General features: G+C 44.8%; 28 protein-coding genes, 1 tRNA gene and 1 other annotated feature. Of the genes, 5 read left to right on the top strand and 24 right to left on the bottom strand.

Annotated elements, in window-relative coordinates:
- Nucleotides 1-16: 16 nt before the first annotated feature.
- The 3 genes from rsfS to nadD all read right to left on the bottom strand — a co-directional run bounded on the left by rsfS (nt 17) and on the right by nadD (nt 1,827).
- A complete protein-coding gene (gene rsfS / locus JOD02_RS07450; protein WP_279380669.1) occupies nt 17-373 on the bottom strand; it encodes a ribosome silencing factor in 357 nt (118 codons plus the stop codon).
- Nucleotides 374-444: 71 nt separating this feature from the next.
- Nucleotides 445-1,041, bottom strand: a complete 597-nt coding sequence (gene yqeK, locus JOD02_RS07445) for a bis(5'-nucleosyl)-tetraphosphatase (symmetrical) YqeK (RefSeq protein ID WP_243426413.1) — start codon at nt 1,039-1,041, stop codon at nt 445-447.
- A gap of 21 nt (nt 1,042-1,062) precedes the next feature.
- A complete protein-coding gene (nadD, locus tag JOD02_RS07440; RefSeq protein WP_341534556.1) occupies nt 1,063-1,827 on the bottom strand; it encodes a nicotinate-nucleotide adenylyltransferase in 765 nt (254 codons plus the stop codon).
- 142 nt (nt 1,828-1,969) lie between these two features.
- Between nadD and JOD02_RS07435 the strand changes: the two genes are divergently transcribed.
- Entirely contained in the window at nt 1,970-2,896 is a 927-nt protein-coding gene (locus JOD02_RS07435) for a restriction endonuclease (RefSeq protein ID WP_204488336.1), read from the top strand.
- A 111-nt stretch (nt 2,897-3,007) separates the two neighbouring features.
- Here JOD02_RS07435 and JOD02_RS07430 read toward each other — a convergent pair whose 3' ends face one another.
- The 6 genes from JOD02_RS07430 to rplU all read right to left on the bottom strand — a co-directional run bounded on the left by JOD02_RS07430 (nt 3,008) and on the right by rplU (nt 6,458).
- Entirely contained in the window at nt 3,008-3,193 is a 186-nt protein-coding gene (locus JOD02_RS07430) for a hypothetical protein (protein ID WP_204488335.1), read from the bottom strand.
- Nucleotides 3,194-3,238: 45 nt separating this feature from the next.
- Entirely contained in the window at nt 3,239-4,513 is a 1,275-nt protein-coding gene (obgE, locus tag JOD02_RS07425) for a GTPase ObgE (protein WP_204488334.1), read from the bottom strand.
- A 252-nt stretch (nt 4,514-4,765) separates the two neighbouring features.
- Nucleotides 4,766-5,221, bottom strand: a complete 456-nt coding sequence (locus JOD02_RS07420) for a superoxide dismutase family protein (protein ID WP_204488500.1) — start codon at nt 5,219-5,221, stop codon at nt 4,766-4,768.
- A 236-nt stretch (nt 5,222-5,457) separates the two neighbouring features.
- On the bottom strand, nt 5,458-5,769 hold the full coding sequence (rpmA, locus tag JOD02_RS07415) for a 50S ribosomal protein L27 (RefSeq protein ID WP_204488333.1): 312 nt from the start codon (nt 5,767-5,769) through the stop codon (nt 5,458-5,460).
- On the bottom strand, nt 5,770-6,105 hold the full coding sequence (locus JOD02_RS07410; protein WP_204488332.1) for a ribosomal-processing cysteine protease Prp: 336 nt from the start codon (nt 6,103-6,105) through the stop codon (nt 5,770-5,772).
- Between the two features lie 38 nt (nt 6,106-6,143).
- Entirely contained in the window at nt 6,144-6,458 is a 315-nt protein-coding gene (gene rplU, locus JOD02_RS07405; RefSeq protein ID WP_204488331.1) for a 50S ribosomal protein L21, read from the bottom strand.
- Nucleotides 6,459-6,469: 11 nt separating this feature from the next.
- Nucleotides 6,470-6,548 (bottom strand) — a sequence feature (ribosomal protein L21 leader region).
- 116 nt (nt 6,549-6,664) lie between these two features.
- Between rplU and JOD02_RS07400 the strand changes: the two genes are divergently transcribed.
- Nucleotides 6,665-6,741 (top strand) — tRNA-Pro (locus JOD02_RS07400).
- A gap of 441 nt (nt 6,742-7,182) precedes the next feature.
- On the opposite strand, the gene kamA is transcribed toward JOD02_RS07400, so the two are convergent.
- On the bottom strand, nt 7,183-8,298 hold the full coding sequence (kamA, locus tag JOD02_RS07395; protein WP_204488330.1) for a lysine 2,3-aminomutase: 1,116 nt from the start codon (nt 8,296-8,298) through the stop codon (nt 7,183-7,185).
- Between the two features lie 72 nt (nt 8,299-8,370).
- On the bottom strand, nt 8,371-9,393 hold the full coding sequence (locus JOD02_RS07390; RefSeq protein ID WP_341534555.1) for a D-alanine--D-alanine ligase family protein: 1,023 nt from the start codon (nt 9,391-9,393) through the stop codon (nt 8,371-8,373).
- 317 nt (nt 9,394-9,710) lie between these two features.
- On the opposite strand from JOD02_RS07390, the gene JOD02_RS07385 reads away from it, so the two are divergent.
- Entirely contained in the window at nt 9,711-10,304 is a 594-nt protein-coding gene (locus JOD02_RS07385; protein WP_204488328.1) for a ferritin-like domain-containing protein, read from the top strand.
- Nucleotides 10,305-10,390: 86 nt separating this feature from the next.
- Here JOD02_RS07385 and JOD02_RS07380 read toward each other — a convergent pair whose 3' ends face one another.
- The 5 genes from JOD02_RS07380 to hpf form a co-directional block, all read right to left on the bottom strand.
- Entirely contained in the window at nt 10,391-10,843 is a 453-nt protein-coding gene (locus JOD02_RS07380) for a chemotaxis protein CheW (RefSeq protein WP_204488326.1), read from the bottom strand.
- 348 nt (nt 10,844-11,191) lie between these two features.
- A protein-coding gene (gene prfB, locus JOD02_RS07375) for a peptide chain release factor 2 (RefSeq protein ID WP_341534554.1) occupies nt 11,192-12,296 on the bottom strand; the annotation gives its coding sequence in 2 pieces (ribosomal slippage) (nt 11,192-12,220 and nt 12,222-12,296; 1,104 coding nt in all).
- Nucleotides 12,297-12,338: 42 nt separating this feature from the next.
- Nucleotides 12,339-15,023, bottom strand: coding sequence for a preprotein translocase subunit SecA (secA, locus tag JOD02_RS07370; RefSeq protein ID WP_204488322.1), 2,685 nt, complete (start codon nt 15,021-15,023; stop codon nt 12,339-12,341).
- Nucleotides 15,024-15,151: 128 nt separating this feature from the next.
- A complete protein-coding gene (locus JOD02_RS07365; RefSeq protein ID WP_204488497.1) occupies nt 15,152-16,405 on the bottom strand; it encodes a DUF4153 domain-containing protein in 1,254 nt (417 codons plus the stop codon).
- Between the two features lie 181 nt (nt 16,406-16,586).
- Nucleotides 16,587-17,123 carry a ribosome hibernation-promoting factor, HPF/YfiA family gene (gene hpf, locus JOD02_RS07360; protein ID WP_204488320.1) on the bottom strand — a complete coding sequence of 179 codons (537 nt, stop codon included), beginning with the start codon at nt 17,121-17,123 and terminating at the stop codon, nt 16,587-16,589.
- Nucleotides 17,124-17,363: 240 nt separating this feature from the next.
- Between hpf and JOD02_RS07355 the strand changes: the two genes are divergently transcribed.
- Nucleotides 17,364-17,528, top strand: coding sequence for an aspartyl-phosphate phosphatase Spo0E family protein (locus JOD02_RS07355; protein WP_204488318.1), 165 nt, complete (start codon nt 17,364-17,366; stop codon nt 17,526-17,528).
- 10 nt (nt 17,529-17,538) lie between these two features.
- On the opposite strand, the gene JOD02_RS07350 is transcribed toward JOD02_RS07355, so the two are convergent.
- The 5 genes from JOD02_RS07350 to JOD02_RS07330 form a co-directional block, all read right to left on the bottom strand.
- Nucleotides 17,539-18,123, bottom strand: a complete 585-nt coding sequence (locus tag JOD02_RS07350; protein WP_204488316.1) for a hypothetical protein — start codon at nt 18,121-18,123, stop codon at nt 17,539-17,541.
- Between the two features lie 13 nt (nt 18,124-18,136).
- The gene (locus JOD02_RS07345) at nt 18,137-18,859 is read right to left on the bottom strand and encodes an ATP-binding cassette domain-containing protein (RefSeq protein WP_204488314.1); all 723 of its coding nucleotides are present in this window, start codon (nt 18,857-18,859) and stop codon (nt 18,137-18,139) included.
- Nucleotides 18,852-19,538, bottom strand: a complete 687-nt coding sequence (locus JOD02_RS07340; protein ID WP_341534552.1) for an amino acid ABC transporter permease — start codon at nt 19,536-19,538, stop codon at nt 18,852-18,854. The genes JOD02_RS07345 and JOD02_RS07340 overlap by 8 nt, the downstream gene beginning before the upstream one ends.
- 94 nt (nt 19,539-19,632) lie before the next feature.
- Nucleotides 19,633-20,394 (bottom strand): basic amino acid ABC transporter substrate-binding protein, encoded by a 762-nt coding sequence (locus tag JOD02_RS07335; protein ID WP_204488312.1) that lies wholly within the window; start codon nt 20,392-20,394, stop codon nt 19,633-19,635.
- Nucleotides 20,395-20,749: 355 nt separating this feature from the next.
- Nucleotides 20,750-21,034 carry a zinc-ribbon domain containing protein gene (locus tag JOD02_RS07330; RefSeq protein ID WP_204488311.1) on the bottom strand — a complete coding sequence of 95 codons (285 nt, stop codon included), beginning with the start codon at nt 21,032-21,034 and terminating at the stop codon, nt 20,750-20,752.
- A gap of 119 nt (nt 21,035-21,153) precedes the next feature.
- Between JOD02_RS07330 and JOD02_RS07325 the strand changes: the two genes are divergently transcribed.
- Nucleotides 21,154-21,327 carry a hypothetical protein gene (locus JOD02_RS07325; RefSeq protein ID WP_204488310.1) on the top strand — a complete coding sequence of 58 codons (174 nt, stop codon included), beginning with the start codon at nt 21,154-21,156 and terminating at the stop codon, nt 21,325-21,327.
- Nucleotides 21,328-21,500: 173 nt separating this feature from the next.
- Here the strand turns inward: JOD02_RS07325 and flgN are convergent, their stop codons facing one another.
- The 3 genes from flgN to fliD form a co-directional block, all read right to left on the bottom strand.
- On the bottom strand, nt 21,501-22,010 hold the full coding sequence (gene flgN / locus JOD02_RS07320; protein WP_204488309.1) for a flagellar export chaperone FlgN: 510 nt from the start codon (nt 22,008-22,010) through the stop codon (nt 21,501-21,503).
- Nucleotides 22,011-22,025: 15 nt separating this feature from the next.
- On the bottom strand, nt 22,026-22,418 hold the full coding sequence (fliS, locus tag JOD02_RS07315) for a flagellar export chaperone FliS (protein ID WP_204488493.1): 393 nt from the start codon (nt 22,416-22,418) through the stop codon (nt 22,026-22,028).
- 234 nt (nt 22,419-22,652) lie between these two features.
- On the bottom strand, nt 22,653-24,350 hold the full coding sequence (fliD, locus tag JOD02_RS07310) for a flagellar filament capping protein FliD (RefSeq protein ID WP_204488308.1): 1,698 nt from the start codon (nt 24,348-24,350) through the stop codon (nt 22,653-22,655).
- Nucleotides 24,351-24,460: the final 110 nt, after the last annotated feature.

Genomic DNA, 24,460 nt, shown 5'->3' with positions numbered 1-24,460 from the left:
TCCGCGTGCGGAAGCTTTAGTGTCGACTGTCAACCGATAGGGGTAAACTGTCGGCCCATAACCTCTCCAGATTGTAAAAAGCCCTATCCTCCCGATGAAAAATGTGTACCACCACATCGCCGTAATCCACAGCCACCCATCTACCGTGCCTATATCCTTCTTGCCCTCGGGCTTCTATGCCTTGTTCTCTTAAAGCCTTCATCATCTCGTCGCACAAAGCCCTTACCTGTATCTCGGTATTGCCACTGGCTATAACAAAATAATCGGCTATAATAGTCAAGTGGCTTATCTCAAGTACAACCACGTCCATTGCCTTTTTGGCATCCAAAATCTTCGCAATCTGCAAAGCCAACTCCTTTGCGTTATTATGCAACTCCTTCCCCCCATCTGCGTTTTCTTTTCTTTATTATATCCAATATACACAATTTGTCAACATAAGGAGAATCAGCCCGGCAGTTTTTGTAGCTTAAATCTCTTTAACATGTCATTCCATGCCTCAACCGTTCGGGGATGCAGAAAGCGGTCGGTATCCAAAACATATTTAATGGTTCGTCGTACCGCCAGCAATACAGCCTTATCCAGGTCTTCCATGGCTACACGCCTCAACTCCTCCACCTCTGGAAAATCCCTGTTGGGCTCTATGTAATCAGCCAGGTATATTATCTTATCAAGCAATGACATATTCCTTTTCCCAGTGGTATGGCACTCAATAGCGCTCAATATCTCGGGGTCTTGTATCCCAAACACCTGCCTGGCCATCACTGCCCCCACAGGCCCGTGCAATAAAGCCTCAACCCGGAACTCCTCAGGTCCAAGCTCTATCCCAACCTCCAACGCCTTGCCTATCATTTCTTCCCTCACCAAACCCTTAGCGCAATCGTGAAGCAGCCCCGCAATCCTCGCCTTGGCCACATCTGCACCGTACCTTTTCGCCAGCATGACAGCACTATCTCTGACACCCAAAGAATGCTCATACCTCTCCTCATCCATCAAAGTCCTGAGTTTTTCACACATCTCACTTTCCTGCATCATCTCGACCATCACATTACAAACCTCCTGTTGTCAAAATTGGACATACAAACGGTTATTGCTAATATACTCTTCCACCCTCTGCGGCACAAGATAGCGGATCGACTTCCCCTGCCTTATCCTATCCCTGATATATGTAGAAGATATATCGAGCAGCGGTCCTTGTACGGTATGCACAGACGCCCCCATGGTTTCCTTTAAAAATTGAACTTCCATTTCGACCACTTCATACCCAGGCCTTGTATACACCACAAATTGGCAGTATCTCACCACTTGCGATGCTTCTCTCCAGCCCTTGACTTCGGGCAAAGTATCGCTGCCTATTATGAAAAAAAACTCTACATTTTCAGGGTATATCCTTTTAAGCTCCCTTAAAGTGTCAACGGTATAAGTAAAACCTTCCCTTTTTACCTCTATATCGCTTATCTCAAAATAAGGGTTGTCCATTATGGCCAACCTGACCATCTCATACCTGTGAATAGCTGGCGTAACGGTGTATCCCCGTTTGTGGGGAGGGATACCGGTAGGGATAAAGAGCACCTTATCCAAATGGCATTCCTGCCTTGCTACCTCTGCAATTATGAGATGGCCTATATGTATGGGGTCAAAAGTTCCCCCTGCTATGCCCAACCTCACAGGCTGTATATCTTTATCATAGGCAACAGACGCAGCCCAATTTTTGGTAATGCTCGTCACCTCAAATCCCGCCCTTTTCAGGAGTTGTTGAATACAACACTCGTACAGTTGTGGCAAATTGTGGATACCATCCAATTCCCCGTAAGTAACTGTTGAATACACTCCCCCTTATGCCATTTTACCAAATTAAAGTGTCCATGCTGACAGCATGTAAACCGATATTTATTATAACACAAATTCATCCAAAACGATGAATAAACAAACGCCTTTTAGGGAAAAATTTCCTAAAGGGAGGTTTTGTAGCATGAATTCTTTGAAACGGCTTTTTTCAAAAATAAGCGAATGGAATTATTACATTGAAGGAGATAAGCCCGCATCAATTTTAAGCTGGGTGGTAGATGCCATAATATTGAGCATACTCACCCTTTGCATGTCATACCTATGGTTTGTTTACCAGTCTAAAATTCCCTGGCTGTCACTCATATTTGCTTTAATGGCAACAGCGACCGTTAACATAGTATATTTACAATGGAGAGCAGGGCAGTTCAAAAGAAAAAAACAGGCGAAACTCAATAAAATAGCTGCCGCCCACAGAATAAAAAGCCTTATGCAGCTTACGCCCACACAGTTCAAATGGCAGCTTGCCAAGGCACTGCTGCACAGTGGAAAATTTGAAGACATAAAAGTAGGCAAAAAGTTTTTGAAGGCTAAATACGATGGCAGGCAAGCGCTCATAAGCTTTTATCATACACCTTATAGCCAACAGGTACCTCCTTTTGAAATATATAAATTTTTAAATGTACTAAAACACAGCGGATATACAACAGGTTTTTACTTTACCTTATCAAGCTTTAGCAATACGTGTAATGCCATCCTTCAAGACCATGATGACATCGAGCTTCACCTCATCGATGGAAATAACCTGATCAAAATAATGGAAAAGGCAGGTATTTTCAATGACTCGGATGCCATAAAACTGCACCTTAGGGACGAAATTGAAAAATCAAAAATTAAGAAGAAGCAGGCCAGGAAAAATCTCTTCACCCCTGCAAAAGCCAAAACCTATATCTTTTACGGCTTTTTGTTTTTGGCAGTATCTTTTCTCTTCCGCACCTATTTTATATATTACATTATACTATCGGTGTCATTCGTATTGCTGGGAATACTGGTGTACATCGCTAATCCAGGGACTAAAGAGACTAAATCACAGGATGAAGTTTTAAATGATTAGGGCATAATTTATCAAGCTTATCAATCTAAAGAAGTCCCTATGCCCCTAGCTACTGGCAAAAACGGGCTAACCAAAAACTCGAAAGGGCAAGCCTAACATGGCGTTGCCCTTTTATACTTCCACTTCTTTGCGGTTTTTCCTTCTGTGCAGCTCATATTTCGGGTCGCCTTTTTTCCAACCACTCCTGGTCTTTTCTATTACCGTCGTCTTAGAAGTGTCGATTATAAATTCACCTTTGGCAGCACAATAGTACATAGGCTGACCCATCTTGCAGTTCTGGCACTGAATGCACTCCATAGCCGCTTTTCTTGACCCCCTACTAAACGAATTGATAACAATCCATCACTCGATGAATTCAAACTCCACATCATTGATACGCACCGTGTCACCATTTTGAATACCCTTTTCCTTTAAAGCATCAATGATCCCTCTCCTTCTCAGTACCCTTTGAAAATACTGCAGGGAGTCGTAATCTTCTAGATTGACGCTAGCCATCAGCCGATCCACAGCCGGGCCTGATACCACATACACATCTCCATCACGAGTAATTTCAAAGGGCTCCTGTTCTGGTATATGTTCATAGGTTTCTACCACCTCTTCCTCAAAGGATTCAACAGGCGGGAGCTGGTCAAGCATATTCACAATCTCCCACACCAGTTCCTTGAACCCCTGATTTTGGGTAGCAGAAACCGGAAACACCTTAATACCCTTAGGCTCCAATTCCTCTTTTAAGCGTCTCACGTTGTGCTCTGCTCCTGGCAGGTCACATTTATTGGCCGCCACAATCTGGGGGCGCTGCGCTAGCTGTGCACTATAGGCTTCTAGTTCTTTATTGATGATATAAAAATCCTGGACAGGGTCCCGACCTTCTAGTCCCGACGCATCTATCACGTGAACCAACATACGTGTGCGCTCTATATGGCGTAAGAAATCATGACCTAACCCTAATCCCTTATGCGCCCCTTCAATCAAACCGGGAATATCTGCCATGATAAAGGAATGTTCCCTGTCAACCTCTACCACGCCTAAATTTGGCGTCAAAGTGGTAAATGGATAATTGGCTATCTTAGGCCGCGCAGATGTGAGCACCGACAGTATAGTGGATTTGCCTACATTGGGGAAACCAATCAACCCTACATCGGCAATTGACTTTAACTCCAATACAATCCACCGTTCTTCACCCTTTTCGCCCGGCTGAGCAAATCTGGGGGTCTGACGCGTAGGTGTAGCAAAGTGCGCGTTTCCTTTTCCACCACGGCCTCCCCGTGCCAGAACTTTTTGCTGCCCGGGATGTGTCAAATCCGCTAGAACCCTGCCTGTCTCAAAATCCCTTATGACAGTACCGGGAGGCACTCTGATGATGAGGTCTTCACCGTCTTTACCTTTCATGTTGTTAGGACCACCGTTATGCCCCGACTCGGCCCTGTAATGCTTTTTGTACCTGAAATCCATCAAGGTGCGCATACCCGGGTCCACAACAAATATGACATCGCCACCGTCTCCCCCATCGCCTCCATCCGGGCCACCGCGGGGGATGTATTTCTCACGCCTGAAAGAAACAGCTCCTCTGCCTCCATCACCAGCTTTTATGAATATCTTGGCTATATCTACAAACATCTCATCACCTGTAATTCTACCGTGTGTCAATATTATATAATAAAAAATCGAGGATTTTCAACACAATCCTTATTTAAAACTCCTTTGATTTTTATTATTTCGAAAATTTGTAAAAAAATAAAAGAAGGTATTCAATCTTCTCATCCTGTATTCTGGGAAACTTTATATCTCTGAGAAATACACACATAAATACGTAAATAGAAATTTACTGGAAATGTTTTTGCTCATCTATAAAAGAACCTTCTCAACACTTTAGTACAAACAAATGACACCACAGCCCAATCTCCTACCAGCATTTCCAGCAGGTTGAGAGCGATAATCATCTGGGTTTTCATGGATAATAACTGATCGTCCCACCACCTCCCATACCTTGAACTTATCAGTGAAAAAAGTCATCCTGGCATAGCCGTTGTTTGAAAACAGTACCGGAAAATCCCCTGCATGGTTCCCGTGGAGTTGCTGTGTCGGATTCCAGTGTCCTCCCGCCTGCTGAAATGGGTCTTGTGGGTCTCCAACATCGCAATCACCATACTCGTGGATATGAAAGCCGTGTGGTCCTATGGGCTGCCCTCCAGGAGAGGCTGGCTGATACTGTGGAAGCCCCATCACCTCAACATAAACCTCTGTACCACCGGGCACATCAGTAAACACCACCACTCCTTTAAGTTGGGGAGCCAGTGGTCCCCCCTTTATCTTGGCAATAGCCATATACGGCCTAAACACTTCAACCTCACCCACCCTACAGCTATTTTGTTCAATCACACATGACCAATTGGCTTATTTGCCCTGTCTCCCTCTTTTGAATACGGAAAGACCATTATAGTTTATGCCATTATCTTGGGCTTTGTATTCAATATATTCACGCATATTAAAATCTGCCATCACTTTCCCACCCAAAAAAATAAAAGGCCTGCCGCATAACAGGCCTTTTATGCGTCACCTTATCACTGGTGCGCAGCAGCAGCTTCCGCCAGCTGCTCCATAGGATATACGCTTACCTTCTTCTTGTCCTTACCAAGCCTTTCAAACTTTACCACACCGTCAACCTTAGCAAAGAGGGTATCATCCTTACCCAAACCAACATTTAAACCTGGATGTATCTTGGTTCCTCTCTGACGTACCAAGATGTTGCCTGCACGTACAAACTGGCCATCAAACCTCTTTACACCCAGGCGCTTTGATTCGCTGTCACGCCCGTTACGTGAACTACCTACCCCTTTTTTGTGTGCAAAAAGCTGAAGATTCATCCTAAACATCTACCTCAACCTCCTTTCCTCAACTTTAATGTATGTCCCGTACCCCTCTTCTATGCTCTTTAATCCGCACAGCATGGTTTCCAAAATCACATTTGCCTTTTCTCTAAGGTCCTGAGAAAGTGCCTCAGAAAGGTTACACCGCGCTTTCCCCGGCCTCTGCTCATACTCAACTTCCAGACCCAACACATCCGTCAGGCCCAGAACGGCGGTCTGAACAACCGCCGACACGGCAGCACACACTATATCTTTACCGGCCTCGGCATATCCCGAATGGCCATATACTTCAAAACCTACTATATCTCCCCCATAGTCCCTCTTTATAACCACACGGATCATAAGTCAAACCGCTATCAAACCACTATAATCAACAAATTTTAACCGATAATCTTGGTGATGCGGATCTGGGTATAAGGTTGACGGTGGCCATATTTCCTACGATAATTCTTCTTGGGCTTGTACTTGTACACGATAATCTTCTTGCCCTTCCCATGCTTCAAAACCTCGGCCTCCACCTTTGCACCTTCCAGCAGAGGAGTCCCCACCTTCAGCTTATTTTCATCATCACTTACAGCCAGTACCTCGCTGATCTCAATGGTTGACCCTTCCGGCGCATCCAGCTTTTCAACATTCAAAATATCCCCTTCATGCACCCTATACTGCTTCCCACCTGTCCTAATGATAGCATACATATTGCATAACCTCCTCCAACCAGACTCGCCGAATGTTGGTATCCCAATAAAGGGGATTTTAGAACCACATTCGAGCGGTTCATGCACTCGCTAATTGTAGCATAAACGCGCTTTGTTGTCAATTTCGTATTGAAAAATTCGCTCAAAATTGGGTCTTGCATTTTTGAGGAATTTGTAGTATCATTGATAATGCTCAAAATGGTTATCTGGGTGTGGCGCAGCTTGGTAGCGCGCTTGAATGGGGTTCAAGAGGTCGGAGGTTCAAATCCTCTCACCCAGACCAACGCAAAGCCGCTCATCCGTAAGGATTGAGCGGTTTTTTTCATGCTCGAAAAATGAAACTAGCTAAGTGCTTTTTTAAAATTTTTCTAAACACCCTCTACTTTTCCTACATGACAAGCATTATAATTAAGATATAACGGAGCAGTGACCATATAACCATAACTTAATATCACCAGCCAGGTATCAACGGGAGGAGATTCTTAACTTATAAATAACCAATAACATGAACACTATAGAAAAGTAGCCACACAGCATAGGCACAACAATTGGTTAGAGTAACCTTGCAGAATAATTAGGGGGTGAAGCCCTCAAATCGAATCTGTAACAAAGCTAAAATAAAATTTTTAGACTTTTCAGGAACCTAAAACATAATAAAAGGGGGCCAAAAAATGTCCAATAACGCTATCAATAAAAAAATAAGAGGCAAAACGCCTCTTATTTTTTATGATGCTATGTTGGGATAGACGTAAATCTTATCCAGGTAATTCTTCAACACCACCTTATCATTGGCCATTGTTACAATGTAGTCCGGGCCTATTGGAATTTTTCCTCCACCACCAGGGGCATCGATTACGTAAGTGGGAACGGCATAACCGGATATATAGCCCCTGAGATTCTTTATTATGTCAATACCCGTCTCTACCGGCGTCCTAAAATGGCTTATCCCTTGTGCAATATCGCACTGGTACAAATAATAAGGACGTACCCTGGCTTTAACGAGTTTCAACAGTAGCTCCTTCATAGTTTCCACATTATCATTAACACCCTTTAATAACACCGTTTGATTTCCTAAAGGTATTCCTGCATCCACTATCTTTTCACAGGCTGCTACAGATTGTGGCGTAAGTTCGCTCGGATGATTGAAGTGAGTGTTGATCCAGATAGGGTGATATTTCTTCAACATGTTTAACAACTCGTCAGTAATCCTCATGGGCAACACCACAGGAGTTCGCGTTCCTATTCGTATGATGTCCACATGCGGAATATCCCTTAACCTTGAAATTATGCGCTCCAAAAACTCATCAGAGAGTATAAGTGGATCTCCACCTGATAACAGAACATCCCGTATGTTTCGGTTAACCCTTATATACTCTATCGCCTGGTCTATAGCCTTGTTGCTTATTGAAAAGTCCTCCTCGCCAACGAAGCGCCGCCTCGTACAGTGCCTGCAATACATGGAGCACTTGTGAGTCAATATAAACAATACCCTATCAGGGTAACGGTGCACTATATTGGGGACAGGGGAATCCGCATCCTCTCCAAGCGGGTCTGTTAACTCGTCTGGCCTAAACACCAACTCGTTGACAGTTGGAACCGCTTGTGCCCGTATAGGACACCTTGGATTCTCTGGATCCATCAACGTGGCATAATAAGGGGTAATGGCCATCCTGTATTTACCAAGACACATCTCTATCTCTTTTTGTTGCTCATCAGACAGAGATATGACCTTTGCTAACTGTTCTACAGTGGTAACCCTGTTCTTAACCTGCCACCTCCAATCGTACCACTGGTCAGGCTCTACATCTTCCCATAATTCTATTGAATGATAATCTCTCACACCACCATCTTCTTTCCTTAATAATTTTTAAAATCAAAAACGCCCGACAAGCGCGCATTGAGAGATTGATTTTTACATAACGGGAGCCATGCCATACCGCTTTAGGGCGCTATTCAATATCATCTTTATCAATGTATTATATTCCACTCCACAAAACTCTGCTATCATCGGATAATCGCTGTATCCTGGTGCCAAACCCGGAAGAGGATTAATCTCGATAAAATAAAACCTATTGTCCTTTGACATGCGGAAATCCATACGCGCAAAATCCCTGCACTGTAACGCACGGTAAACCTTGCCCGCAATATCCATAAGCTCCCTTTGCAACTCAAGGCTTAAATCAGGCGGACACACATACTCAACATATTTTTTATAATCCTTTTTAACATCAAAGCTGTATATGTTTCTCCCGTTCCGATCCTCCTTATACACGATTTCCATTGGAGTAAAAACCCTGGTTTCAGGGCCATTGCCTATAACGCCCACCGTAAACTCTCGACCAGGAATGAACTCTTCTATCAGCATAGGCTGACTATAGAGTCGGAAGTTTCTCTCAAGCAAAACCTTGAGCTGTTCCATATTATCCACTACAGCCATACTGGATATTCCTTTGCTGGAACCCTCGGCATTAGGCTTGACGATGATGGGAAACTTCAAATCACGCCTTATCCTTTCGCCCTGATAAGATATGAGCTGATGCTTGGGCGTCAGAATCCTAAAAGAAGTGAGCAGCCTTTTGGTAAGTGCCTTATCAAGCGCAATGCATAAAGTGGTTTCGTCAGACCCAGTGAAAGGTATGCCCAAAAAGCTAAGAATAGCGGGAACGTGCGCTTCCCTTCCCCGTCCTCCTAATCCTTCGGCAATGTTAAACACGATGTCCACTTTTGTCCGTTTAAGCTTATCCAAAAAAGTGTGGTCGGCCTCCATCAGTTCCACCTGACAGCCGGTGGCCTCCAACGCATTTTTAATGGCCATTACCGTATCTATGCTGTCATACTCGGCCTCGATGTCCTCCACGCTGCCTTGGATGCCTTTTTTCAAATTAAAGGCCAAACCTACTCTGTATGATGAGGCTTCACCGTCCAACTCAATCACTTCCTCCTTAAATACAATCTGCTAGAGCGCAAATTAATTTTGTTTTATCTAATTATAAGCATATTAAAACTCAAATAAAATCCTCAAAAAACAGCATCTGATATTATTTGAGAAAGCGTTGAAGCCTTACATCTCTTTATCTCCCTGTATTATTTCATATTGAAGTATTTCAAATGTTTACTCATTTCCACACTTTTGTAATTTTAGCCCAACCTTTAATCTGAAAATTTGCTATTTTTTCTAGAACCTTATTTCAGCCTATTTCATAGAATGTTAATGTTAAAAGATAAATACACAAATTCCTGGAGGTGAATAAGGTGTACAGATATAACGGTACAAATTATCATGATGACTACAACTATTACGATGATTACTATAATAATTACTTCAATGGTTACTACCCCGAATACAGCAATTACAACATGGATAATGAGCACTACGGCTGCTGGGACCCTTACGGTCCAGAAATGGGACACCACTGGTATCCTGTACTGCCCGACCTTATAAGAAACCTTGAAGAATATATTAAAGACGAGCTCACAGACAGCAGGTATTACGAACTTTTAGCACAAAAAGCACCTACCCAAAGAGCAAAAGACCTACTTATGGAATTTAGCAGAGACGAGAAGATGCACGCCCAAAACTTCATGAGCGCCTATTGTATGTTAACCGGGAGAAGGTATCAGCCCCCGAAAATCGAGGACCCCAAAGTCCCCGACGATTTCATGGAAGCATTACAGCAGAGAATACTAGCCGAAACTAATGACTACAAGAAATACGGAGAAGAATACCTCAGAGCCCCCAACGCTTATCTCCGTGACCTGTTCTTTATGACCAGGACATCAGAGGCACAACACGCCATGAGAATCCCTTATTTGATGCATGAACACCACAGGGGCACCATGAATTAAAAGGCATATAAACGAAAAAGGCAATTCACCCCTGCCTTGTCAAAGGCAAGGATGAATTGCCTTTCTATTTTATGTAAAACCAGTCGTTAATTTATTGCAGCTTCCAATATCTCCTGCTCGGTAACTGTAAGCACTTTTGACAGATCAAGGAGTATAACCAACCCGCTCTCTAATTTAGCAACGCCACTTATGTAATCCTTGTTTATCCTGGTCATCTCAGGGGGAGCACTTATCTTAGAAGAATCAATCCTCAAAACCTCTGTGACCTCATCCACTATAAAGGCTATTTTGTTTTTGCCTACCTCTGCTACAATAAAACGCGCCCCCCGGCCATAATCCGACTGCCCTAGTTTAAATCTCTTTTTAAGGTCTAGCACCGGTACAACCTCTTGACGGTAATCTATCACACCTTCGATGAAGTCAGGATTGTTCGGCACCTTGGTTGGCTTTACCGGCAAAATGATTTCCTGTATGTTGTGTATTTGCGCTCCGTATATCTCATTACCCAGCCTGAACACCACAAACTGCATCTCCCCCATTCGACATCCCCCTCTCTTTTTCCAGCTTTTCATTAATCCTATTATAATGTTTTTCTACATCTTCAATATGTTTTCCTGCTTTACGAGGAAAAAAACACAATCCTCGCTTCAATAACTTCAGCAGTAAACAAGCTAAAATAGAGCTCTTGGGCATTTCGAAAGCGTTACAAAAAAACATTCTAGAAAAGTGACTAAACAATATAGGCACAGCAATTGATTTTGTAGTGCAACCTTGCACAATAATTAGGGGGTGAAGTACCCAAGACGCAACCTGCAAGCAAGCTAAAATAAAGCTCTCAGACTTTTCGAGAGCACCCAAAAAAATAAAGAGGGGATGGGCCTGCAGCTTTAAGAAGCGTTGGCCAACAAATAAGCGTTTATAAACTGGTCAAGCTCACCATCCATGACTGCTTGAATGTTGCCGGTCTCAACCCCTGTACGATGGTCCTTTACCAGGTTATAGGGATGGAATACATAAGACCTTATCTGGCTACCCCACTCTATCTTTTTCACCTCGCCCTTAAGCTGCCTGAGCTTCTCCTCCTGCTCCCTCTCCTTAAGTTCAAGCAACCTTGCTTTCAGCATCTTCATGGCCGTTTCACGGTTTTGTATCTGAGAGCGTTCGTTTTGACACTGCACCACAATCCCTGTAGGGATATGGGTTATTCGCACCGCCGATTCGGTCTTGTTTACATGCTGACCACCCGCCCCACTGGCCCTGTAAGTATCTATGCGTAAGTCCTCGGGGCGAATCTCTATCTCGTTGTCATCCTCAAGCTCAGGCATGACATCCACCGACGCAAAGGAGGTGTGCCGCCGCCCTGAAGCATCAAACGGCGAGATCCTTACCAGGCGGTGTACCCCCCTCTCGCACCTTAAATAGCCATAAGCATTGGGACCAATGACGTGGAAGGTGACGCTCTTTATGCCGGCTTCTTCCCCCGGCAGCATATCCAAAACCTTGACTTCGTACCCCTTATCCTCACACCACCGGGTATACATCCGGAACAGCATGGACACCCAATCCATGGCTTCGGTACCGCCTGCTCCGGCATGAAGGGATACTATGGCGTTGTTTCGGTCATAAGGACCGTTAAGCAGGGTCTCCATATTAAATGCATTCACTTCTTTTTCTAACTTACGGAGGCTGCTGGTCACCTCATCAGCCACCGAATAGTCCTGTTCCTCCAGTGCAAGTTCTATTAAAACCTCCAGGTCCTCGATTTTAGACCACAGCTTTTTAAACCTTTCAACCTTGTTTCTCAAAGCTTTTATCTCACGGTTTACCTTTTGAGACCGCTCTATATCATTCCAAAAATCAGGATCGTTCATGGACTGCTCTAATTCCTTTATCTTTTGCTCGCAGCCCGATATGTCAAAGTGAACCACCTATCCTGGCAAGTGAATCTTTTATCGATTTAAGCTCAAATCTTGCATTTTCGAGTTCAACCACTCTATCATCCCCTTTCTTAAATTTTATTTTGACACGTCGCACTCAAACAGCGCGTCCGCAACACTTCTTATACTTCTTTCCACTCCCACAGGGACAAGGGTCATTGCGCCCTATCTTCTCGCCCTTTACTACAGGCTTTCTCACCGCCTCACCATGGGTGGCGGCAACAGGTTCAGCTACTTTTTCTCTCTTGGGCATATTCTCTTTAATCTTAAGCCTATAGAGCAACGATACCGTCTCCTCCTGTATGCTGCGTATCATCTCTTCAAACATCTCATACCCTTCTATTTGGTACTCAATCACCGGGTCTCTATGGCCATAAGCACGAAGGCCTATACCCTGCCTGAGCTGCTCCATGTTGTCTATGTGGTCCATCCATTTTTTGTCCACCACCCGCAACAGGATCACTCTCTCGGCCTCGCGCATATTTTCAGGGCCGTTCTCCTCTTCCAACTTGCGGTAGGTAGCCTCGGCAACCTCCAAAATTTTGGCTTTAAGCGATTCACGGGTCAAAGCAGGTAACTCATTTTCATTTATAACCACAGAACCTTTGGGCAAAAACAGCTCTTCAAGGTACTCGATAAGCCCCTGTATATTCCACTCCTCTGGCCTATCCACCCCTCCAGTATACATGGAAATGGCGTTTTCCACCACAGTAGCAACCATCTCCATGATGGCATCCCTGAGGTTCTCGCCCTCAAGGACCCTTCGCCTCTGGCTGTATATGACCTCGCGCTGGACGTTCATGACATTATCGTACTGGAGAAGGTGTTTACGGATCTCGAAATTACGCGCCTCCACCCTCTTTTGCGCCTGCTCAATTTGCTTGGACAAAAGGCCATACTCTATAGGCTGATTTTCATCTATCTTAAGGGCCTGCACTATCGACTTGATCCTATCGGAGCCAAACAACCGCATCAGGTCGTCCTCAAGGGATATATAAAACCGCGAAGAACCCGGGTCTCCCTGACGACCGGCACGGCCACGAAGCTGGTCGTCGATACGTCGGCTCTCATGGCGTTCGGTACCGATTATATGAAGGCCCCCAAGAGCGACTACTTTTTCCCGCTCCTTATCGGTCTCAACCTTGAATTTCTCATAAAGCTCCCTAAATACTTTCCTGGCTTCTAATACTTCAGGGTCGTCTATATCCTCAAATCCAGTGGCACGATTTATGAGGTCATCGGAATACCCCATCCTGCGCATTTCCTTTTTAGCCATGAATTCAGGATTGCCGCCCAGCAGTATGTCAGTACCTCGACCGGCCATGTTAGTAGCAATGGTGACTGCCTTGTACTTGCCGGCCTGGGCTATTATCTCAGCCTCTTTTTCGTGGTATTTGGCATTGAGCACCTGGTGGGGAATACCCCGCCGCTTGAGCATCTCGCTGAGCAGCTCGGAATTTTCAATGGACACTGTACCCACAAGTACCGGCTGCCCTACCGCATAGCGCTGGGCTATCTCATCCACCACCGCCCTGAACTTAGCCTCCTTGGTAAGATAAATTACATCATTGTAGTCCTTTCGGATCATGGGCTTGTTTGTGGGTATTACCACCACATCTAGGCCGTAGATGGTCTTAAATTCGTCTTCTTCAGTTTTAGCGGTACCCGTCATGCCGGCCAACTTTTTATACATGCGGAAATAGTTCTGGAAGGTGATGGTGGCAAGGGTCTTGCTCTCCCGCTCCACCTTTACCCCTTCTTTGACCTCTATGGCCTGGTGCAAGCCATCGCTGTAGCGCCTGCCCAGCATGAGCCTTCCGGTAAACTCATCAACTATTATGACCTGGCCATCCTTTACCACATAGTCCCTGTCCCGCTTCATGAGGGCATGTGCCTTAAGCGCCTGCTTTATGTGATGGGATATGGTTATGTTCTCAGGATCGGCCAGGTTTTCAACGCCGAAAAACTTTTCAGCCTTTGCCACGCCCTCCTCTGTCAGGTGGACGGTATGGGCCTTCTCATCGACTTCATAATCAATATCCTTTTTAAGCTGCAGGACAAACCTGTTCGCATGGTAATACAGGTCAGTCGATTTTTCGGCCGGCCCTGAAATGATAAGGGGGGTACGCGCCTCATCTATGAGTATCGAGTCCACCTCGTCTATAATGGCATAGTTGAGCTCACGCTGTACCATATCCTCCTTGTATATCACCATGTTGTCCCGCAGGTAGTCAAACCCAAACTCGTTATTTGTACCGTAGGTGATGTCAGCAGCATAGCTCTTGCGGCGTTGATCGGGCGTCAGGCCATGAACTATAAGCCCTACCGACAAACCCAAAAAGCGGTATATCTTGCCCATCCACTCGCTATCGCGCCGGGCCAAATAATCGTTGACGGTCACGATGTGCACCCCTTTGCCGGTAAGGGCATTTAAATATGCCGGCAAGGTAGCCACCAAGGTTTTACCCTCGCCAGTTTTCATCTCGGCGATCCTGCCCTGATGGAGCACTATGCCGCCCAGCAGCTGAACCCTGAAATGCCTCATGCCCAGCACGCGCCTTGCCGCCTCACGTACCACGGCAAAAGCCTCGGGCAGCAGGTCATCCAGCGTCTGACCGTCGGCCAGCCTTTTTTTAAACTCCTCCGTCTTCCCCCTAAGTTGGCTATCAGTAAGCGTCTGCATATCTGGCTCAAGCGCTTCTATCCTGTCAACCAGCTTTTCAAGCCGCTTTATCTCCCTCTCGTTGCTATCTCCCAGTATTTTTTTTAAAAGCGAAACCATATTACAACACCTCGATAAGCGCTACACCTTAAAGAGCGCATTCATTTCTATGGATTTATAACCATTTCATTTTAACATTTATTCAACAAACATTCAAGGATTTTCGGCAGCAATATGGTATTACAATTCTAAAAAATCAATGGAAAACCAAATGTGACAAAAGCTGCCCAAAGCCCGTAAATGGGTAAATAACGGGCAATGGCATCTTGTATGACATTAAGGCCTGCTTTATTCTTGAGATATCTGATATAAGGGAGCATAATCCATACTAGGTTAATATATACCACAATATTTAGGCCTAATACTGCCAGCCTATTGGGAGTGACTCCGTAAGAAGTAATTCTGAACACTATGGCTGATAAAGCCACACTATCAATGACAAGGGCAAGGAATATCAAAGCACAGTTTACATAATCGATGATGTTCTTTTCCTCACGAAAACGGCGCTCGATTATGGAAAATATTGTTAGCGCCAATACGCCCAGGAGTATTCCGTTAAATGATAAGAGAAAATTGCGATCCAAGAAGGGATTTTTGCCCATCCAAACAACTGTAATGAGATAAACCGACAAGGTAACCAAGAAAAGAGGGCTAAAAATTTCGGCCAGATAGGGGACGATGTTTTTACCAAGTTTAAAGCTTCCTGACACCAGGTATGCCGCCACCACAGCAAGGGCAGCGGCACCAAACAACACAACGTTTTCAAAGTACAATTCAGAAACATCCATACCGATGAATCTAAAAAGCTGGGTAGTCAACAGTGCGAGCAACATCCCACTTATTGCCATACTGGCATATAACACTATAAATTCCACGTTAAACTTCAAATAGTTCAACCTTGCAACGCTCTTTTTGTGTTCATTTCCTACATAGGCAAACCCCAGTAGCACCCACAAAAAAACCGGAAGGTGTAAGTATGCCAAAATTATACTGTCCTTTGGCTTCAGTGGCAATAAATTGATATATACCGCTGACACAAAAAACAGAGCTGCCACGGTATAAACAATACTCTTCTTAAGAGCATTACGGTAAATAAAATAAGCAGCAATAAACGGAAATACACCAAAGATAAGGTTAACAGAAGCTATTGTTCCTTTTTCTGCAAAATACAAGATTAGCCTGGTACTTATACCTGCAAGCACTGCAAGTACAGCTATCAACAAAAAATCTTTTCGATATAATCTGGTCTTCCTCTTTTCCACTTCTTCTCTTCTCTCATCATAATACAGCCTTTCATACCACACAGCAAGGACCTGTGAATCAGGATTGTGCTCCCACGCATATGTAAAAGCCTCTTTAAAGGCTTCCGGGTCTTTCCTATACATTTTTTCCAGCTCTCGCGGCCTATCAATATTCTCGATAATGAAGTTTTTAATATCAATTGAATCCACTGTTCATACCTCCTAGTTTAATTGGTTGATACTATTGTACTATAACAGTTATCATTACTTCAATTACAAAGTGAACAAAGAACATTACACTTTTCTTCAACTTGTGACACCGTAATCCTTGTTCGATAATAGTATTTCCATATAAAAAGGGAGCTTAACGGCTCCCTTTTTTTTACATGTATTCGGGCTCAATTAAACCGTAGTTGCCATCCTTGCGCTTGTAAAGCACCTTTACATGGTCATCATCACCATCGATAAATACGAAAAAGCTATGACCCAACAGCTCCATCTGTAGAATAGCCTCATCCACCGTCATAGGCTTTAACGGAAACCGTTTTGTCTTCACCACCCGGGGTGGTTCTTCATCCAACTCTGTTTGCTGGCCAAAGTCAGCATTATCATACCTCAATGCGCCGTTCTTAAACCTCCTTTCAAGCTTGGTCTTGTGCTTGTGTATCTGCCTTTCGAGTTTGTCAATGACATTGTCGATGGAAGCGTACATGTCATTTGTCATTTCTTCTGCGCGGATGACCAGCCCATTAAAGGGTATTGTTACTTCAACTATATGACGAAAGTTTTGGACCGACATGGTCACCTGCACTTCGGTTTCAGATGGAAAATACTTCTCCAGCTTTCCAACCTTTTTGTTTACATGCTCCCTTAAGGCATCGGTGATAGCCACGTTTTTACCAGTTAATTTAATCACCATAAGGCCAGCTCCTTTCATAATTGCTTTTATCTATTAGATTCGATAAAAGTTGAAAGACTCCTCCTTTTTTATTCATCTACTAAATTTTTACCCTTTGTCTAATTTAGCCAAACGCCTTTTAAAACCAATTATTTTTTGGGGGAATAATCCTATAATTTTGTGGTATTTTGTAATATTTCGTCATTTTTTTCCCACCAAAAGAGCGAAATGTGTCACAATATAGGAAAAGGAGGTGCAACAATGGATGAACAATGGCTAGTTAGGCAAATTGAAGAAAAGCGAGAGGCCTTGAAAAAATTGCTTCTCGTCAAAAATTTTAATTTAAACGATCAAGAGGTAATAAAGCTCAGCCAAGAGTTGGACGAGCTGATACTTCAATACGCCAAATATAAAACCCAAAAATAACTTCACCTGTTTACGACTTTATCTCAATAAACCTGATACCCGATACCTTTTGTATCTCCTCTTGGGGAACAACCCAGTGTTCCAGGGCCTTCCATTTATTTGCGGAGAATTTAAACCTCACAGCCGTATAGATGGCCCGACCTCCCCCTCGATGGCGGGCATACATGACAGCCGTATCACCGTCATTGTCATAAACCTGCTCGCTTATGTCCACCGAATACTTCTCTCCCTTTATAAAACCTACCTCCGTCAACTCCTCATCAGGTATAGGCCTAAACCCCACATCCACCAATCCCGCATCCAATAGCATTTGACGGTAGGTAGCCGTATCTATATCGCCCTCTACGCGCTGGGTGAATATGTCAATGGTTCGTTCCATCACCAAAGGCAACTGATACCCCAATGTAAACTTATACAGCGATATTAAAAACACTACAATAACCACGCATGCAATCAAAACCACAGCCAAACGAGTATATGCCATCTTTACTTCTTTGTTTTTCCACTTGCGCCATATGGTTTTGGCATTCAATACCACAATGGGCGCAAGGATTAATATGCCAATTAACCAAAAAACTATTGTAGCAGCCCTCAATTCTCTTCCTCCTTTATAAAACTTTGCTTAAGAAGGTACGGGTCCTTTCCTTCTTCGGATTGCCAAACAGCTCTTCAGGCGTACCCTCCTCCAAAATGACCCCTTCATCCATAAAGAGGATTCTGTCCCCTACTTCCCTGGCAAAACCCATTTCATGGGTTACCACCACCATGGTCATACCCTCCATGGCCAGCTGCTTCATGACAGCCAGTACCTCACCCACCATCTCTGGGTCTAAAGCCGACGTGGGTTCATCAAACAGCATGACCTCAGGGTCCATGGCCAAAGCCCGTGCAATGGCCACCCTCTGCTTTTGGCCCCCTGAAAGCTGGCTGGGGTAAGCATTGTCCTTATCGGATAAGCCCACCTTTCTCAGCAGCTCGATGGCTTTACGCCTTGCCTGATCCTCGGGCATTTTTTTGACCTTTACCGGAGCCAGCATGATGTTCTCCAGCACCGTCATATGTGGAAACAGGTTAAACTGCTGAAACACCATGCCTACCTTTTGCCGCAGCTTGTTGATGTCTTTCTTGTGTTCCATAAGCGAAATCCCGTCAATGTATATCTCCCCTTTAGTGGGCTCCTCAAGCAGATTTAGGCAGCGCAGGAAAGTGCTTTTGCCCGAGCCGCTGGCCCCTATTACGCAAACCACTTCCCCTTTTCGTATCTCGGTGTTTATGCCCCTTAGCACCTCCACATTGCCGAAAGACTTGTGCAGGTCAACCACTTTAATCACTTTGCCTGAGCCTCCTCTCCAGCCTGCCCATGAAGGCCGTCAAGATAGAAGTAAGATAGAGATATATAAGCGCCACCAATATGAAGGGGGTATAAGGGTCAAAGGTTCGCCCACGCACGATAGTCCCCGCACGAGTTAGGTCATCCAGAGCAATATACCCGGCCACAGCAGTCTCCTTAAGCAGGACAATGAATTCGCTGACCAGTGCAGGTAGAATATTCTTTACAGCCTGGGGTACTATGACATATCGCATAGCCTGAGCGTATGACAGCCCCAGCGACCTGGCAGCCTCCATCTGCCCCTTGTCGACCGCCTGTATCCCTGCACGTATGAGTTCGGTAACATAAGCCCCGCTGTTTATGCCAAAGGCCAGCGACGCCACCAACAATTTGGGAAGCTGACTGCTCCCTAGTATAGCATAGTATATCACAATCAGCTGAACTACTGAAGGGGTACCTCTTATAACATCAGTGTATGCCGTGGCAATCCTGTTCAATATTCTATTGTTTGTCAGCTTGGCTATAGCCATCATAAGGCCTATTATAACGCCTATTATTGCAGCAAAAACAGTGAGCTGTATTGAAACCTTAAGCCCGTTTACAAATAACATGTACCGCTCTTCCTTGATTAGATTGAAGTATATTGCATCAGATAAAACCCTGAATATACCCTCCAACACAATATTCTCTCCCTTTTCAATTAAATTTTACAAAAAAACAAGCTAGCACCGGCCTTGTACCAATGCTAGCTCATGCTTTAACTCTCAAGGTCATTTATTCTCCCAGGGAATACTTCTTCACCAGCTCTTCTATCTCTCCGCTCTTCTTCATCTCGTCAAGAACCTCATTTATGATCTTTTGAAGCTCGGTGTCGCCCTTGCGCACGGCCAGAGCATACTCTTCTTCCTCAGATGGGCTCTTATCCAGTATCTTTACCTCAGGATTCTTCTGTGCCAGCATCTGTGCAGGCAGGTTGTCAATTATCACAGCGTCGATATTCCCATTTTTGAGGTCCATGACGGCTTCCATACCGTTGTTGTAACGCTTAACCTCAGCCCCTTCAATCTCAGAAGCCACAAAGTCGCCGGTAGTAGCATTCTGTACGCCAATCCTTTTACCCTTCAAATCTTCAGGTCCCTTAATTTCCTGGTTATCCTTCATCACAATTATGACCTGTACCGCTTTAAAATAGGTATCAGTAAAAAGGACTTGCTTGGCCCTGTCAGGCTTAACGGTAAAACCAGCGGCTATAAAATCGATCTTGCCCGATTTCAATGCCGGCATGAGTGCCTCAAACTCCATATCCTCAACCACCAGCTCAACGCCCAGCTTGTCAGCAATCCTCTGCGCAATCTCGGCATCGATACCGATCACCTTATCCCCTTGCCTCATCTCAAAAGGCGCAAAAGCAGCATTGGTACCCCATATAATCTTTTTGGTCTCCTGTATGCGCTTCATGGTATCGATCTTCGAGCCACAACCCATTAACGAAAACACCAACACAATGGCAAGTATATAGATAAGTACTCGTTTCATTAAAACCTCTCCTCTCCCATTTTTTTAAACACAAAGATATATCAACTTTGTTAATTATAAACGAATATTTAACAAAAATCAATGCATATTTATGTGCCAAAAAATTCCTCAAATTTTGACATGCCATGTTATATGTCGGACAGGTATTTAGCGTTCTTTTGTGGATATGTGAATAATGAACTTGTGGATAATGTGGATAACCCTGTGCATAACTATGTTTTTGGCACTTTTTTCTGTGGATAAAATTTGGATATCCAATTACTTACACGTATCTTAAGCGCAATTTTCGACAAATACAGAGCAAATAAAAAAGCTCTGGCTTTATACCACCAGAGCTCTTGTTGACCAGCCATTTTTATCTGTGATTTCTATAGCAATCACTGCAGTAAACCGGTCTATCATTTCTGGGAACGAATGGAACCTTCGTCGGTGCACCGCACTCAGCACATACAGCATCGTACAGCTCCCTTCTGCCGTTCCCTCCGTTCCTCCTACCATTGGCCTTTCGAGCATCACGGCAGGCCTTGCAGCGAACAGGCTCGTTTTGAAATCCCTTTTCAGCGTAAAACTCCTGCTCTCCTGCGGTGAAGACAAACTCCGCACCACAATCTTTGCACACTAAAACCTTATCCTTGTACATGGAAATAACCCCTCACTTTGATAAATTTTTCCGCTCGCCATTTGAGCCCCGGCCTTCTCCCCTCATCCACCCATGATGCCATTCCTCAACTATGATCAAAGCAGGGGGTAGAGAAACCAGTGACCCAGGCTCGTTTGTGTACCACTATCAACTTCCGTAGGGAATCCGTAGGGATTATTTCCACTGGAAAACCTATGGACCACACAAAACAGAAAGACGCCGTTTCACCGTCAGGCTCTACAGCCTGCCATGTCATAGCTTCCATACACATCCATGGTCTGAGCGCCTTTTAAAACCGCAGGAGATACCCTGCAGGAGGCAACCTATGGATAACCACCGATGTCACGGACTTGGGGTGAACCCCAGGACCAAATATTGAGCGTTTATGTACATTATAAACCCTTTAGACACAAAAAGCAACTAGAAATTTTGGAATTTTTGCCCCCACTCTATCGAAAACGTAACGTTACTTTCTCTGATCTATAAACACGCCATCTGCCTGCGGCACTTGCTGCTTGTATGCGCTATACCCCCTTTTACCCCTATTTATATTGCTTATCCTGGCCTTTACATCCTGTAGAATATCACGAACCCGTTCTTGGTTTTGAACCTCAAGGCTGTAAATGGCTTCTACCACATCCTTTATTTCGCTGACCCTTGCACGGAGCTTAACATACAGGCCATACCCTTCAGGGTTATCATGCTTGAATCCATCACGGCATACCTCTTTCTTTATTCCACCAAAGATACCGCTGAACTCCTCATCCAGCGCCTTTATGGCGTCGATATGCTCTTGCTTGTCCTGTATGTACTTAAGCAGCTGGTCCACCTGCTCGGCTGACAAAACCTCCGACTGCTGACGCGTAAGTTCAAGAATGCAGTGCATATGCTGCTTTTTGAGCTCGGCAAGCTCGATCAACCTTTTTAACCCCTCATTTATCCTTTCATTGATTTTTAATCCATTGCTTTCCATCATATCCGAATTTACCGCCTACTCCTTTTTGTATACCTGCTTTCGCGTAATCTTCAAGGCCTCAGCCCAGGTATCGCGAAGCTCGGTCACAAACATAAGTACCTCTTCCAGGATGGCTACATCTTTCCTGGTATTGGCTTCTACAAGGCGCCTGTACAGATAATCATAAAGCGCCAGCAAATTGTGCGACACCTCATATTTCATATCCAAAGTGGACATAAACTCCAAGATGATATCCTGCGCCCTTATTATGGCCTTATGCGCTCCTTCCAGGTCTTTGTCGTTTATGGAGTCTATCGCCTGTTTGATGAACCGTATGCAGCCGTTATAGAGCATTACCACAAGCTCGCCCGGGCTTGCCGTCATGACGCTCTGCTGCTGATACTGCTGATAAGGGTTGTTTATAGCCATAGCCTTTTCCCTGGTCATCTAAACCGTGTGAGCCCTTCAGTTTAGATGGCTGGGGTATTTTTTACCGCCTCTTTAAGTTGCTCCACCCCCAGCAGGCGGTATTTGGAGCAACCATCTATTCATTCATCGCGAACCATTGTTAACACTGTCACAATAGCGACTTACTAATAGAGGAAATCACTATTCAACGCATATAAACATACGAATTAGGTTGAGCAAAATAAAGTCTGAACGCTATGAAGACCGATACATCCCCAGCTGCTGCATGAGCCACATGCTCTGAGCGTTCATTTTCTGAATAGCCTTCTCAAGGGCGGTAAACTGCGCCCAGTACTTGTTCTCCTGCCTTGTCATGGCTTCAACCGCCGCATCTATCCTCTTATCCAGGCGTTTGAGCTCAGCATCCATCATGTTTTGGAACTCGGTTATATCCCCCACGATGCCGGCCTTTTCAAGCAAAATACCTTTTCTGCCCTTTGCATCTCTCGTGGTGCGGATGTTGTCCATGAGCACGTCGTAAATCCGGTACATGAGCCCCGACTCGTTGTACCTTTGCGTTCTCGAGGTAGAATCCAGATTGGGCGAATAGTCGATGCTGGACTTCTTTATGAAAAGCTGCATCACCTGTTCAGGGTTATTCCTCAATGCGTCTTTTAGCTTGGCCTCATCGATATGGAGCTTTCCCCTTTCAGAATAGGAGCCAGTGGTGATGCCGATGGACGAAAGGCTTATGCCCACACCTGCCACAGCATCGCTCAAAGCCCTACGCATGCTATACACTATGTTTTGGAGTATAGAGTCGCCCCTTAAAAGCCCGCTCTTTGCCTTCTGCTCCCAAAGCTCTATCTCCTTTTCGCTCATCTCCTTCTTTTGCGCGTCTGTCAGCGGCAGATAATCGCGGAACCGCTCTTCATTGAGCTTGCCGTTTATCTTATCGATGAGCTCGTTGTACTTGTCAACGAAGTTCTTTATGGCGTTGTAGGCCTTGTCCACATCCTGCGTGACGGTGATGGTGATGGGCGCCATGCCCTCTGGTGTGGTATTTTTCAGCGTATAGGTGATGCCGTCAATGGTGAAGGTGTTGGTGGGGCTTGACCAGGTTATAAGATTACTGGGATCGCTAGGATCGCTGCTTCCTACTTTGAGGAAAGAGACTGTAGCGTCTGTGCCAGGTATTTTCTCTGCTCCGGTAGCCAGCAACCCTATATCCTGTAGGAAAGTACCCGTAACATCACTGAGCGCAATATCTGTAGCTGCACCAGTAGCCTTGGTCTGAAGTATAAACCTTTTCTCTATACTGGAATAAAACAAGTTAACTCCGGCCTTGTTATTGGTGTTTATGATATTCATGAATTGGCGCATGGTGGTCTTTGTGGGATCTATAACCACAATATCGCTTGGTGGCTCCTCTCCTTCTGCTGGAGTTCCTATTAAAAATTTGACTCCATTTATGGAAAACTCTGCCCTCCCATCCGCCGCAACCAGTCCAAGCTGTTCAAGCGTGCTATCAACGCTCTTGCCATCCGGAAATAGCCAATTTGTTCCTTTTATAATGGTGGGGGCAGCCAAGCTGGTGATGTTAGCAATAGTATATGTACCCTCCATGGCATTGGCATTTGCAGTAGCCGTCACGTAAAATTCAGCACTGGAAGTCACGCTGAACGTCCTATATGTATTCGATGAGAGCATGTATATATCGGTTTTTATAATGTTGAAGAACTCATCCTGGAAAGACCGAAGGAGATTTGTTATCTCCCTATAGGCTTCTTTGCGCCACTCAACCAGCTGCCTTTCCTGCTTTAGCCTGTCCACCTTCATCTGTTCAATGCGCATCAAGTCCTGGATTATAGAATCTACATCAAGGCCGCTAGCCAACCCACCTATGCGGAACATACCGGTACTGTATGTGTTGTAGGTAGAATTAACAGGCATCTTTTCACCTCCAAACCCCTATGTGCCTTTTATCCGATTACCCGCTCTAGCACCATCCTTCACTTGTACCATTTCCATTCTATCTTCCCACTGATAACGAGGCACTTATC

The organism is Caldicoprobacter guelmensis, assembly GCF_016908415.1.
Lineage (GTDB): Bacteria > Bacillota > Clostridia > Caldicoprobacterales > Caldicoprobacteraceae > Caldicoprobacter > Caldicoprobacter guelmensis.
This window is presented reverse-complemented; position numbering and strand designations above follow the sequence as displayed.